Annotated in this window: 1 protein-coding gene; it reads right to left on the reverse strand. The window is 66.4% G+C overall.

The features are described from left to right. Nucleotides 1-98: 98 nt before the first annotated feature. A complete protein-coding gene (locus tag ACTZWU_RS04075; protein ID WP_444736078.1) occupies nt 99-15,401 on the reverse strand; it encodes a PLxRFG domain-containing protein in 15,303 nt (5,100 codons plus the stop codon). Between the last annotated feature and the right edge of the window lie 9 nt (nt 15,402-15,410).

Here is a 15,410-nt window from a genome sequence, read left to right on the forward strand (position 1 = left end):
TGCCATCGGACAGCGGGCTCCAGAAGAAAGGGGCCTCGGCACGTCCTGTGCGTGAGCATGGGGGCAATCTAACAGATCGCCCCCCGGTTGTGCTAGACCTAGCTGTAAATCGCCTGGGGCAGTTCGCCGCGCAGCCGGTCATTCAGCTTCGGGTTCAGCGACAGGCCCCACTCGTTCCGCTCCTTCATCGTCGCCCGGCTGCGGATCGACTGCCGGATCGTGGCGGCCGTGATCGGGTATTCGGGGTAGGTCGCGTTGAACTCGCGCATCTGCCGCATGACGCGCTCGGGGATAGGCTCGCCCGCCTCGACAGCTTTACCGATTGCCCGGTGGATGCTGGCGCGCTCGCTCATAACGCGCTGCTCGGCGGCGCGCAGGCGCCCGTTGATCCGGTAGCGTTCGGCCAGTTGCGCCGGGGTGAAGCCTGCAACCGTCCGCAGCGCGTCTAGGGGCCCGACCTCCATTAGAGGATCGCCCCGATAGGTGTTGGCGCCATAGGCCATGAACCGGGCGGGCTTTATCACGCCGTTGCTGACGAAGTTCGGCGTGATCCGCTCGGCCCCGCGAAGCATGTTCTCGCTGTTCCCATCGCCCCAGGCGTCGGAAATCATCGACAGGCCCGACACGAAGTTCCCGCCGATCCCGACGACCGGCCCGGCCACCTCTTGCAGATAGTGCGTCCACAGGTCTTGCCCCTCGGTCCCCTCGCGCGGCGGCCGGAACCACAGGTTCGGCATGCCCACGCGCTCCGTCATGCTGACGCCCATGGCGTGACCGGGAACGCCGTGCAGAAGCATGCCCATCATCCAGTTCCAAGAGGCGGTCCCGAGGCCGTCGCCCTCGACCAGAAGCGCATCCTGCAACCAATCCTCGATGTCGTCGCCGTCGCCACCGGGGAAAGCCAGTCCGAGAAGCCCCATTAGCAGGCCGAAGCCCCAGACGCCCTTGATCCCGGCATGTGCCATCATCGACAGCGTGATCCCGACAAGCTGGCCGCGCGCCTCGCGCCTCGCCTCCGGGCTATCGCCCGCGAAAGCCTGATGCGTGTCGCGGAACAGCCGGTAAAGCGCGTTCACGGTGAAGTTGCGGAAGGTCAGGATGATCTTGGCGAAATCGCCCTGCATCATGCGCGGACGGCTGGTGTTCTGATAGTCGAAGTGCGTTCGCCACGTCAGCGCCGCCGCCTCGTCTATCGCGGACTCGTGGGCCAGCCCTTCCTTGCGCGCCAAGCGATAGGCGGCAAGGAAAGTGACCTCGCGGTTCAGCCGTTCGGCATGGTGGAACAGGAAGCCGATCACGCGCATCGCCTTCTCGCGGCCGGGCCGATACTCAACGCCGGATTCCGCAACCGCCGCCAGATCGTGCGCCTGGGTCTTGTCGATGGTCCCCAACTCATAGCCGCGCTGCATCGCCGCGCGCTCGTCGGCCGTCAGGTTCTTGCTGCGCTCGGCCCAGCCCTTGCCCCGCGCGAAATCCGCGCTGGCCCGCGCCAGAGCGTCGGCCGCGCCGGTCACGCCCGCCTTGCGGAAGCGCGTTCCGAGGATCGGGATGCCGAAAACCGTGGTCTGGGTGATGTTGACCATGGCTGCGGCCGGGCTCATGCCCAGATACCAGATGAAGGCCAGGGACGTGCCGGCCGTCACAAGCGGGTTGTTCGTCGGCTTCATCGTGAAGGCGTGGCGCTGGCGCATCTCGCGCACCACGAACCCGGCGCGCTCGGGGTCGCGCTGGCGGGCCGCCTGTTCCTCGGCGTCGTTCAGGTTCTCGTCCATCCGCAGCCCGTAGCGCAGGCGGGCGAGGTTATGGGCGCCGTGGAACATGGCCGAACTGAATGCCCGAACCGCGTCTTGGTTGAAGCCTTTGCGGCCCTTGCGATGAATGCGGCTCTTGCGAACGCTGCGGTCGGGCAGGGTTTCAAGCCAGTGCTGCCAGATCGCGTCCATGGTCTCGGGGCTGGCCCCGGTTTCTGCCAAGATGCCCTCGACCTCGGACACAAAGCGCGGATCGACCATGCCTTTCAGATCGGCGTTGCCACCCAGGACGCCATGCTCGATCTGCCAGCCCTCGGCCGCGCCATCTTCCTCGGCCTCGCGGATCGCGGCTTGCTGGGCTTCCTTCTTCTCGAAGCGGCTAAAGCTGATGACCTTGCCCGCGCTATCGCGGACAGTGACGAAGTAGTTGCCGAACCGGGCGAGCGGGAAATACGGCCCCTGCATCCGGTTCGTCTCGAACGCCGCGCGCAGCGCCGCGATCCGCGCGGCCCCGTTCATGCGCGCCCGCTTTTCGGTCGCCGCCAGCCTCGCATCCGCTTGGTCAATGGCCTCGTCCTTTGCGCTGCCCGTCAAGCCCTCGTCTTTGATCCGCTGCATCTCCTTTGCGTGTTGGCGCCGGGCGCGCTTCACCGCGACCTCGTTGGCGATAGAGACATTCTCCAGCACCGCGCTATCGGTCGCGTCGGCCATGGCCGCGTATTCGTCGCGGATCTCGCTGTAGAGGGTTTGGAACTCGGCGGGCAGCGCATCATGCGCGGCCTTGAGGCGGGAATAGGTCGCCTTGTGATCCGCGATTTCCTCCGCCACACGGCGCGCAAAGGCCCTCTGCTCGGGGCTGGCCACGTCGCTCCGGTCGATCCTGCGCGCGCTGTCGGCGCTCGGATGCACCCAATCGTCGGGCTTGCTCGGGTCGATCCCGGCCAGGGTGCTTTCGTGCATCAGGTCCATGAGGCGCGTGTTCGCCTCCCCGTCCTGGCGCCCGGCCTTGGACCATTTGTCCACCATGGCGGCCGCGCGCGCCTGCCAGTCGTTGCGCTCGGTGTCCATGGCCTGCTTGTTCTTCAGGTAGGTCTGGGCAGCGGACAGGTTCTTGCCCAATTCCGCGAACAAGGCATGGCCGGGAACGGCGCCCAGGACGTTGAACCGCTCGTTCTTGCCCATGGCGTCGGTCAGCCAGTTCGAGAACACCTCGGGCGACTTCTTCCAGCCGTCGCGGCTGAACATCGCCCGCGCGGCCGAAGCCGCCCGGCCCTTGCCGCGCCCGCTTGCCGCGCGCAACGCATCCTTGATCGCGGTCATGTCGCGCTGCTCGCGAATGTTAGGGTTGTCAGGCTCGAACGTGCCGCGATTGTTCACCGATTTGATCTGCGTCGGGTCGAAGGCGACGATTTCTGTCACGTCACGCCCGTTGGCCGACATGACGAACACGCCATCGTAGCCTTGCGATTTCGCCCAGGCCGTGAAACGCCCAGGATCGCGCCGCCCGTTCATCTCATGGAACGGATACGGCCCCTTGCCCTCGATCCCGGCTGCGTCAAGGTCTGCCAGCAGCTTTACGCGCTTGGCCTCCGTGCTGACATCCCAGACGTAAGGGTTCTGGATGGACAAATTGGCCGTGATGACGCGCGCGCCCTCGTCATATTCGCCCATGCCCAGATGCTCGTTCAGGTCCGACTTGCGGGTTGCGAAGTAGCTGCCGCGCCCGAATGTCTGGTCGGGGCTGGAAATGTTCGTGTCGAACGCCTCGAAATCGCCTGCCTTGGTTGCGTGATAGACCTCGCGCGGCTTGCCATCGGCATCCACGACCTTGCTGTCACCGAACCAGCGTCGGAACGCCGCGCTCGTGGTGTCGCGCTGCTCGCGCGCGGGGCTGACGCCACCGCCCGGCCCGTCCGGGCCTCGCCCGCCGATCCGGCCATTGGCGATCCGCTCCATGATCCGCGCGGCGTCTTGGAAGCCCTCACCGCGCAGCGCAGAGGCCACCGCCCGGAAGAAAGACCGGATGCGGTCGAACGCGGTCCGCACCGGCCCTGCGGGCGCCTCACGCCGCGCCTGCGCCCAATCTGCGTAGAGTTCGGCAACCATTTCCTCGGTCTGGCCTGTGGCGTCCAGATCGCTGTAAGCGGCCTCGACGCGCGCCGCGATACCCTCGTCGGCCCGCGCGGCACGGACCAGCGCGCGCCACTCGTCGCGCGTGAAGATACCGGCATCGCCGCCCCAGATCGCCGGATCGCGCAGGGCGTGGATGATTTCATGGTCCAGCGTGTGCCGCCACTTGCCCGAACGGGCGCGCAGGATGCGAATGACGCCGCGCTGATAGGTGCCAGCCGCGCGGCCCTCGCCCCCGACCTCGGCCCGGACTCGACCGGCGATGCCTACCTTTTCCAGTTCGGCCCGCGCTGCCGCGTTGATCTGGCGGGCCAGCGCGGGGGTCAGTTCAGGATCGTCGGTGAAGCGCGACTCCTTGGCGGCCTCGGCCTCGGCTGCGGCATCCGCCAGAAGCGCCGCTTCCAGTTCGGCAATCTCGGCGTCCAGCTTGTCCAGCTTGCCCTGATCGGCAAACTCCTTCACGCCTTCAAGCTGGCCGCGCAGGGCGGCGGCCGCCCGGTCGTGCTTGGCAATATCTGCCTGATAGAACTCGACGTAGCGTTCGGGCTTCTTGAGGGCGTATTCCAGCTTGCGGATCAGGCCGACCGGATCATCGCTGAACTCGGCATCGGCCAAGTCCATCGCCGGGCTGTGGCGGATGCCAAGCCCAACGACTTGGGAAATGACCGAATAGCGGGCCTCGACAGGGAACCCGCCGATGTTGCCGATCACTTCATCATCGACCGATTTTCCCGCCTCGACCAGCGCATCAGCGCGCGCCATGATCGCTTCGCCCGCCTCCTTCCGGCTGTCAAACTCCGTGGCGCCGACCCGCATCTTGAACTTCTCGCCTGAAAGGTCGGGGATCATCGCGGCGACAGGGCTGATCTTGCGTTCTTCGTCACGGGCATATTCAGCGGCGCGCATTGCCCCCCTGATCTGTGCGCGCAGGCGCGACCGCTGCGTATCCACGGCGCCAGCCCGGCGCCGCAGCTTGTCGCGCTCGGTTTTCATCTCTGTCAGTTGCAGAACGCGCGGATCGCTGGTCGTCATGGCCTTGGCCTGGGCAAAGGCGCTTTCCTCGCCCAAGTCCTCCATGTCGCGCATCGTCGGATCGCCGCGATAGAAGCCGCTGATGAAGCCCGCCTTGCGCTCCATCATCTGCCACATCGTCGCGTCGTAGGTGCCTTTGGTCGAGTAGTCGTTGATGGCAATCTCGGGGTTCATGTTCCCCTGGCGGATGCCGCGCCCGTTCCGCTGCTCGTCGTCAGCCGGGAACCAGAGCGGATCGAGGTTATGAATTTGCGCCAACCGGCGCTGCGCGTTGACGCCGGTGAACAGGTTTTTTGAGCCGATCAGAATGCGTCGCTTGCCATCGTTCATGTCGTTGAACGCCCGCTGCTTCGCAACGTGCGACTTGAGATCGCCCGCCATGATAATGTCGCTTTCGGGGACGCCCATGCGGATCAGTGAGGCCTTGATGTGACGGTGGACCGAGAAGCTGGGATTGTGCTTCGACGGGCTCACGCCCAGGGTCGAGAACACGATCTGCGTCGTCGGCCCGCGCATCTTGGGCTTGTCGGTGTAGCCGCCTTCCGGTTTCACGCCATGCAGGGGGGCGTTCGCCCCCGCCTTCCAGCCCGCATAGACGTTCTGGATAAGCCGCTCCAGCTTGGACCCCTCGCCGGTCGAATTGGGGTCAACCAGCCGCATGTCGATAGCGGCAAGACGGCCATCGTTCACCACGTTCAGCATGATGTCGTCGCCCGGCTTGGGCGGGCCTTTGCGCTGCTGCATCGCCCGCATGCGCCGGGCAAGATCCTGCTGGTATGCCTTCTGCTCGGGGGTGGCCTCGACCACGACAAGATTGCGGCCGCCGCCGCGCAGTTTCGGCCGGGTGACGTATTTCTCAAGATCGGTGCTGGTCACAATATCCATGACCTGCCGAACCATCAGCGACAGTTCAGGCGTGTTCACGAACTTCGAGAAGCGGCTGACCTCCTTGTATCCTCCGTCCGGTGTCTGCTCCAACTCGCTGGTGACTTGCCCGAATGTCGCGGCCCAGGAATCGAACGCACTGATGTTCTTATCGTCCAAGGCTTGCGGCTGCATGAAGCGTTGCAGGCTGTAGAGTTCGGCCATGGTGTTGGTGATCGGCGTTCCCGATGCCAATACCAGACCCCGGCCCGGATTGCGGCGCTCGACAGATCGGGACTTGATGAACAGGTCCATCGACATGGCCGAACCCTTGGGGTCGATGCCCTTGATCGTGCCATTCGTCGTGGCAAAGGATAGCTTACGGAACAGGTGGGCCTCGTCCACGAACAGCATATCCACGCCGATTTCATCGAAGGTGAACACCTCGTCCTTGCCGGTGTCCTGCGTCATGGCAGTAAGCCGCTGCTCGGCCTGCTCCATCATCTGCGCGATCTTCTTCGCGGTGCTGACGCCCTTCTCTTTTTCCTCCTTGATGCCCAGGGCGCCCGCCACGGACCGCAGCGCGCCCAAAAGAGCCTGATCCTGCCCGGCTTGTCGGTCGCGCGGATTGTCGCCCATGTCCTCGATCAACTCGCGCAGATCGGACAGCATTTCCTCGACCACGGCGGCTTTCGCGGCCGGGCTCGACGGGATCAGCTCGAACGCGCTGTGAGTGATGATGACCGCATCGTAATCGCCGCTCGCGGCGTCCGCGACGAACTGGCGGCGCCGGTCCCCCTGAAAGTTGGTCTCGTCCGCGACAAGGATATTCGCCAGCGGGTATTGCTCCTGAAACTCGGTGGCGAACTGCACAAGCATGTGGTTCGGAACCGAATACCAGGGGCGTTGGGCGATCCCGAGGCGGCGGGCCTCCATGCCAGCGCCGATCATGGCGCTGGTCTTACCGGCGCCAACCGCATGGGCCATGTAGGTGCTGCCCGATTGCAGGATGCGCGCGACAACCGCCGTCTGGTGCGGGCGCCACTTCCAGCCCGTGTTGATGCCGGGCGTGGTCAGATAGGCGCCGTCATAGACCGGCGCGACCTCGGCGTTGAACACCTCGTTGTAGCGTTCTTCCAGCATCTCGGCGCGGGCCTCGTCCGACCAAAGCCATTCGGAGAACGCGGCCTGCACCTCTGCGGCCTTGTCGGACGCGGCTTGCGTGGCTTCCTCGTCCACGAAGCTGGTAGTGGTGCCGTCCTCGTTCTTGACGGTCCGGGTCACGCGCATGGGCTTGTTGTTCATCGCCCGCCGCATCATGTCGGCAAACGGAACGTCCTCGGTCCCCCACTCGTTCTTCGCGGCCGGGCTTCTGTCGTCGCCCTCGACATTCCAGCGGCCCAGGGCCTTCTTGAAGGTCGCTTCGAGGCGCAGACCTTTGGATTTGGCGAACTCGGCGTAAAACCCGTGATCGAACCAATGCGCGCCCAGGGGAATGACGATCCCGCTGCGAGGGATGGGGTCGGGAATGACCTTCCGCAGTTCCTCGGCGTTCTCGGCAAAGCGAATGTCGCGCGAGATTGCGGCCTCGGCCTCGGCCAGCTTGCGCCGCACATTGCCTGACAGGTAGCGGGTCCGCGTCTCGAACTCGCCGGTGGCCGGGTTGAGGAAAATCTTGCCCTTCAACTCGGCGCGCACGGTCGCCGGTGCGGACCCGGACAGTTCCGCGATCCGGTCCAGATCAATCCGGCCCGTGTCTGCCAGCAGATAAAGAAGCGCATCCTCGGGCGAACTGATCTTGGGCTGGGTGGCCTTCTTCACGGCGTTCTCGGTGAATACGCGCGTCTTGGTTGCCTCGCCCGTCGCGCGGTCGAACTTCTCGATGGCGCGCAGCCGGAAACTCTCGGGGTCTTGCCGGAATGCGTCGATGTTCGGGAACCGCTCCAACACCTTGTCAGGGACGGCCTCGGGGTCGAACGTGCCTTCACGGTATCCGGGCTGCTGCGCGGCCTCGCGCCGCGCGCGGGCGATGGCGGCCATGCTGGCGCCCGCCTCGATCATCGGCCCGGCATCGAAGCTGCCAATGTCGAAGCCCAGACTGGCCGACCGGGCATCCTCGGCGGCGCGCTGACGCATCCCCTCCAATTCAACCGCGCTCGGGCGGCGATAGCTTTCCTCGACCTTGTTGATGGGGCCGTTCTTGGCGACGAACTCGTCGTAGAGGCGGTTCAGTTCCGCACGGGCCTGCGTCGCGTCGGCTTCCGCCAGATCGGCGGCATAGACCGCGCGCAGGGCGTTCCTGATCGGCACAAGCTGGCTGATAAGGTCGTAATCGGCCTTGCTCATGCCGCCGCCGCTCTTGCCCTTCCGTTGGACCGGCTTGCCCTCGCGGCCGTCGAACTGCCACAGTTCCCCGTCCTTCAGGTAGTAGCTGCCGGTTTTCGTCTCGGCGCTGGTCGCGTCGCGCGGCCCGTCCATCATCTGACGCGGATCGGCGGCCGACATGACGTTCTCGGGGAAGCTGGCCAGCGCGGTTTGCAGATCGCGGCCAAGGTTGGCGCCCTCACGCGGGCGAACGCCGATCCTCGGGGCGCCGACGAGCGTATCAAACGCGCCCTGTTCGCCCAGGATCATTTCGGGGTTCGCTTGGAAATAGCGGTTCACGTTCAGTTCGACCGTGCCGCCTTTCCCATCCGGCACGGAAACCGGGGTAGATTCGCGCCATGCCGGGTTCGCCTCGGGCTCGCCCTCAAGGCGCTTCCGCAGAACGATGATGTCGGTCGTGACCTGGGTTCCGTTCTCGGCAAAGGCCGTGTTGGGCAAGCGGACCGCGCCCACAAGGTCGGCCCGGTCTGCGAGATAGTTCCGCGCCTTGGCGTCGCGCTTGTTCATCGTTCCTGCGCTGGTGACGAACATCAGCAGGCCGCCCGGCCGAACCGAGTCCAGGCTCTTGGCGAAGAAATAGTCGTGGATCATAAACCCCTGCGGATAGGCGGGGTCGGCCGTGATCTTGGTTTGCGAGAAGGGCGGGTTGCCGATCACGAGGTCGTAGAAGTCGCGGGGCATGGCCGTTTGGATGAAGTCGCCATGCTTGATGTGGTGCCGGGGATAGAGGGCCGCCGCGATCTTCGCCGTGATGTGGTCCAGTTCGATCCCGTGATAGCGCCCGTTGACGCCCGCAGGCATGGTGCCAGCGAAGCCGCCCACGCCCATACCGGGCTCGAACACTTCCCCGCCCTTGAATCCAAGGCGCTGCGCCAGCGCCCACATATTCCGCAAGACCGGCTCGGCGGTATAGAACGCATACTGGCTGGTCTTTTCGACCGTCGCCCGTTCTTCGGGGGTCAGCAGTCGGTCCAGATCAGCCGCAATGTCCTGCATCCTGATCCGGCCCGCGCTGTTGGGCAGGGCAGGGGCCAGAACGCCAGCGCCGCCATACTTGGCCAGCGCCGCGCGCTCGTCGGCCGTGGCCGGGCGCCCCTCGCGTTCCAGGGCGCGGACAATCTCGATGGCCTTCACCGCGTTGCGGGCGCGGGTCTTTTCCCCTCCGGTCAGTTCAAGACCGCCCTCGGGAATGACGTGGTTCTGCGGCGCTTCTACTCGTCGCGCATCGTCAGTTCGGCCATCGCCTCGGCCATCACCATCTCGCGCATCATCACGTCCCCGGCCGGATCGTCCTGCGGCGGGTTCGGATCGAGATTGGCCCGCGTCCGCGTCACCACGGCCGCGACGTGTTCCTTGAGGGCGTTCGGCCCCCGCTTCTGGATCTTGCGGGCCTCGGTCGGCGCCTGCTCGATCATCGCTTTCATCAGAGCCGTTTCGATCATCGGGTTGATCCTCTTTCTGGGCGTTCTGCCCGATACTACCACGATCCGGCGCTTCCTGCGAGTTGGCCGATGGGGCAGGCGCAGCCTTTTCCTCTGCCAGCGCCGCGCGGACCTCGGCCATGACCTGATCGGCTGTATCGAAGCCGCTCACGTCCTCGCCGTTCAGGTCCATGTCGTCGCGCACGTCGCCATAGGCCGCGCGCATGTAACGCTGCGACTCCGAGGCGGTCAGGCCGGTGTCGGCCATGAAGTCGCGCAGCATGGCGCCGAACTTGCGCGCCCCTGCCTTGATGTAGAGGCCGGTCAGTTCAACGGCCATGCCGAGGATTTCGGGGTCGAGGCCGCTGCTGGCCTGGGTCCGCAGGCGGGCCGCCAGCTTCTTCTTCAACTCCGCCATGCGCGCCTGATCTTCGGGCGACAGCGCGGCGGCGATGCCGCTGCCGGGGCGTGTTACATTTTCAGGCCCTCTTTGAGGGGCGGTTTCTGTAACATCAGGTTGGACGGCAGGGGCGATCCGGCTGATTTCGCTGCGCAACGCTTCCGCCGCGATGGGGAAATCCGCTTGGTGGGGCGCGAACGGTGCGAAGTCCTTGGCTGCAATAGCCGCGTCAATAGCTTCCTCGGCTTTCCACATATTCATGCGCAGCCTGCGCAAGGTCGCATCTGCGATGCCTGCCTTGGAATTGTCACCTGCCGCGCGCGCTTTGCGGGACTTGACCTTCTCGCGCTCGATCTGGCCGGTGAGGTGCTTCTTGATCGGGTGATCGGCGGCAGGCTCCGGCGCGGCGGGCGCGGCCTCGGGGGTCTGTCCAGAATTGGACGCTCCCCCCTCGGCGGGCTTGCTGACCGCCTGATCGGCTGCGGCCTTCACCGCCTTTTGCTCGGCCGCGCCCTCGGCCCGCTCGACAGCGCGCGCGATCATCGCCGCCGCTTCTGCCGGGGTCGCCGTCTCGGGAATGAACGTGTTGCCTCCGATGAAGGGGCGGCTGTAACCGGGCTTCTCCGGGTTGCCCGTGATCTGGAAATAGATGGTCTGGGTCTGCCCCCGGCTCCATCCGTTTGCCATCTTGACGAACACCTGAACGCCGTTCTTCCCGGCCAAGCTGATATTCGTCTCGTCCAGTTCGGACGCCATGCCATAGCCGAAGCTGACCGGCTTCTGGGCCTTCCCCTTCTTGTCCTTGACGGGCTCCATGCCTGCCACGGTCGTCAGGGCCTTCACGACAGCCTTGGCCCAACGTCCGGTCTCGTCGCGGCCCTTGCGCTTGGCCGGGCTGTTCTGTCCGTCCTCGCGGGTCTTGTCATCGAATGCGTCGAAATCGAGGCTATCCAGCCCGGTCATAGGGCGGTTCGCGGTGGCGCCGATGGCGGCCGCGAACTCGGACGCATCACGCGCTTCAGGAACGGTGCGCTCGACCTCGGAACGGGCGGGCGGCGTCGTGCTGACGACCTCTGCATCCTCGATCCGCTGGCCCTTGGGCGAGGGCGACGGCTTCATCAGGTCGCGGATCGCCTGATTGGCGGCCGCGTCGTCCAGTTCCATGTAGTAGAAATCCGAGACCGCCTCGGTGATGGCGTCGGCCGTCACGCCCGCCTCGATGGCCTGCTCGATCAGATCGCGGTCCAGCCGGTCGAACTTGTTGGCCAGCGCCATGACAGGATGGTCGGTCGCGTTGTTGGCCATGAAGAAGCCATAGGCGAAGCCCTCGGGCGTCGCGCTCCGGGCGTTCTTGGTGGCAAGGCTCTTGCCGCCATACTTCTGGTGCATCTTGCTGCCCTCGACCGGCTCGACCGGCGCGACAGGCAGATCACCATTGAAACGGCCCCAGAGAAGCGTCGTCTTGGTGTAGGTGTCGCCAAGGTGGAACGGCTCGAACGAAAGCCGCCAGGGCGGGAGGCCGCCCAGCTTCTCGATCCGCCCCACGGGGTTCTCAATAGCCCAGACAGCCGGTCGGAAATGCTCGATGGTGGCAAGGGTCTGGTGAACCAGCTTGACCGATGCGACGGTTCGGCCGTCAGCGTCCTTGGCCGCGAAGTGGCGCGATCCGCTGCTGGCAAAATCCGTGCAAGGGCAGGCGGCAAGGATGGCGTAAATGTCCATCCCGTCGAAGTCGCCAAACCAGTCCCCGAAGAAATCCGTCGAAAAGTTGTTCACGTCGCCCATCTCGGGGTCGGCCTGAATGTCAAAGCGGAACACCTGATAGCCCGCTTCTTCCCACGGGAGCGACCAGCTTCCGGTCAGGTCGAACAGGGACAGCACCACCTTGTCGGCGTTTTCGCGCGTCTCGCCCTGGGCGCGGGCGTGGGCTTTCCATTCCTCGATCTGGGCGCGGGCCTCTGCGGGGGTCATCCAGCCCTTGTCACGGTGCCAGACGCGCGCGCCGTCGCGCGTGACAGAGCGGACCTCGGCTTTCTGGCCCAGCCTGACGATCTCGCTTTTCTTCGGGGCGTCGAACAGATGGTGGATGCGATCACCGTCCTGAACCATGCCGCCTTGAGCATCGTTGAACTCGGCCACGATCTCGGACAGTTCGCGCGGGTCCACGCCGACCGCCGCGTGTTCGGGCGCGGTGCTGGCGGGCTTGGCCTCCTGATCGCGCGCCTTCTGGGCGCTGGTGGGCTGCATGGGCCGCGCCGGGCCGTCGAAGCTGGGCGACGCGGGCTTGGTCAGGTCGCCATTGTTCAGCCAAGCGCGCAGGCTTTGCGGGTGCATCTCACGGATGCCGCCGATGCGCTCGCGCCCGCGCCCATCCGAAAAACCGGCCTCGTAGATCGCCATGGCCTCGGCGGCGCTGTTCGTCCCGAGAATGACCTTGTGTTCATCGAATGCGCCGGTGGCCAAGTCCTTCTGATCCACGACCAGGACGAAATCGCTGCCCTCGTCCGGTCCCATGTAGAAATCGACCTGATCGCCGTCGCTGCCCTCCGTCCTGCGGAAATATCCGTAGTCGGCGGGCATGGTGACAGACCACGGCTTGCCGTTCGGGTCGGTGCCGCTGCGCTCCTGCCCCTTGGCCGTCTCGATAGACAGGTCCAGCCCGTTCCAGCGGGCATGCCCCTTGCGATAGTTCCCGGCCTCCTTCTGGGCGTCGGTCGGTGCCGGGGCCACATTAGCGGCGGCGGTCGCAACTGTGAGGGGTTCCGGGTTGGCCGATGTCCCGTTTCCCTGCGGCGGTTGAGGCGCATCTTTGCCACTCAAACCGGCTTGTGTGTCAATTTGGGCCGGTTGCTGCACGTCAAACGCATCCGCCCGCGCGGCGTTCACGAAGATGCCCCCGTCCTTGCGGAAGGAATAGGGGTCCATGGCGTCGGCCTCGGCCTTGGTCACGCCTTGCAGCACATAGCCGACCTTGGGCTTGCCCTTCTTGGTGGTGTGCGTCACCAGCCCGGCCGCGCGCGCGGCGTTCAGTGCAGCGCCCAGCTTCCCGGCGTCATCTGCCACATCCACACCGCCCAGATCACCGCTGACAGGTGCAGGTCCGGTTCCTGCCGGTTCGGGTCGCATATCCACGCTTCCAGCGTCTTGCGCTCCCGTTTGGACAGCAGCCCCGCCCGTTGCAGTTCCCGCGCTGCCGTCATTGCGTCCATCGCGTAGCCCAAGGGGGGAAGATGGTCCCGAGGCCGGATCTTCTGCGACGCTGGATTCCACATTGGCCGGTTCTCCCAGGGCGATGCGCTGCAAGAGGATAGTGCGAAGGTTCGAGGTGCGCGTGTTCCAGCCGCGCTGACGCGCCCCGGCTTCAAGGGCCACCAGCCGCTTGCGCGCCTCCTCGGGCGTCATGCGGGCAAATTCTTCCTCGACCGTCATGGCGATCCGGGGGCCCGGCCGCGCGCCGAGGCTTGCCGCCACCGAAATGCCGCCCAATTCGCCCCGGCTCGTTTCCTCGCGGTTCTGGTTCACTTCTGCCTGATTGCGGGCCTGATCGAACTGCTCGGGCGTCAGTTCGATTTCCTGGCCTTGGATGCGGACAAGGGCGCCGTTCGGGGTCTCGCGCAGGAACACGGCGTTTTCGTTCGCGCCGTCCTCATTGCCCAAGGTCACGGTCGCGCCCGGCTTCTGGTCGGGGAAGCGCGGCGCGGGCTCGGCCTGCGGCGCCGGGGTGGCGGCGGCGATCTGTTGCGCGATGGCCTCGACCGGGCCTGCGGGCGGCGCCGGGGGCGTGATCGGGGCGGGCGCAGGCGCCGCGCCCAAGGGTGGAACCGCCGCGCCGATCCCAGGGGAGGAAACCGGGGCGGGCGCGGCGGTCTGGCCCTGGCTGCTGCCGCCAGCCGGGGCCAAGGGTGCGGGGCCGCCAAGCGGCGCCCCGGCAATCTCGGGGTTGTCTCGTTGCGTGACCGGCTCGGGCGCCGGAAGGCCAAGCGCGCCGGGGGGCGGTGCAGGCGGGATGATCGCGCCGCCATTGTTCGGCGCGGGAAGCCCGAGGGGCATGGAGGGGTTCAGATCGGCCGAAGGCGGGCGCCCGAAGATCGTTCCGCCGTTCGTGGGCGCGGGAAGCGCCAGCGGGGCACTTGGCGCGGGCGCAGCACCCAGGGAGGCGGGCGGCTCGTCGTTGCTGCGTCCAAGCGCGCCAGCGCCAGCACCCATCACGCCGCCAGACAGCGCGCCAGCGACGAAATCGCCAAAGCTGTCGTCCATCAGGTCCAGATCGGCGCCGGTCGCGGCCTCGATCCCAGACCCGCCCGCGACGCCTTCAGCCGTTTCTTGCGCGCCTTCCTCAAGCGCGCTGGCCGCGCCCTTCTTGCCTGCCCGCGCCAGCCGCCCGCCGCGCCCAAGCCAGCCGTCCGCGCTCAAGAGGATGCGGTTGGTGGCCGCGCCGCCCAGACCGGCAACCATGCCCTGCCGGAAACCGGCGTCGTTCTCGGCCCGCCGCGTGAGTTCGGACACGGCGCGGTCATGGCTTTCGCCCGCCTCGCGCAGATTCTTGTATTCTGGCAGGCCCTCGATCACCGGCCGGCCGTTTTCGTCCAGCGTCTTGGCGGCGTCCTGCACGAACTGCCGCCCGGTTTCCACGCCCTCGCCCGCGCCCATCAGGCCGCCGACGATGGAACCGGCAATGGCGGGGTTCTTGGTCAGCAGACCGGCCGCGACGACAGGCGCCATCGAACCAAGACCCTCGGCCGTCAGGCCAATCGCGCCCCAGATGCTCGGATCGTCGCCAAGGCTCCAACTCGACGGGTCCGCAAGGTTTCCGCTCGGCTGGAAGCCCTCGCGCCGCGCCTTGAAGTCCTCGCTGGCGCCATCCATGATGCTTTCGCCCGCGCCTCGGGCGGCATCCCCGGCCGCCTGACCGGCCCGACGCAGCCCGCTTGCCTGCGAAGGGTCGTCACTGAACGATTGCCGCCACGCCTCGTCTGCCGCCACGCCCAGGGCATCCAGCGCGCCGCCGCTCGCCCGGACGAGACCGCCGCCCAAGCTGCGCGCCGCGCCTGCGATGCCTTCCCCGAGCCCGACCCGGCCATCATTGCCCCTGCCGGGCGCCGCCTCGGGCGCCGGGGCCATCCGGTCGGCCAGATCATAGGCCGTTTCCAGAATGGCCATGCCCCGCGCCTCGTCGCCCGCGACCTCTGCCACAGCCGCCTCAAGGGGCTTGCCCGCGCTGACCGCCTCCGCGATCTTGCTGGCCTGCTGCTCGACCGCGCGCAAGTCGCCCGCGCCTCCATCCAGCGCCATCAGCAGGTTGACGGGAACCTTGGTGCGGCGCGCGATGCTGCGGAAATCGGTCTGGGAAGCGGGGGCGACGCCATAAAGTGCGTCGAGGCGCGCATGTGCGCGATCAGCAGGCGTATTGCCAGACATGGGGCTCTC

The organism is Paracoccus sp. NSM, from assembly GCF_052379855.1.
Classification (GTDB): Bacteria; Pseudomonadota; Alphaproteobacteria; order Rhodobacterales; family Rhodobacteraceae; genus Paracoccus.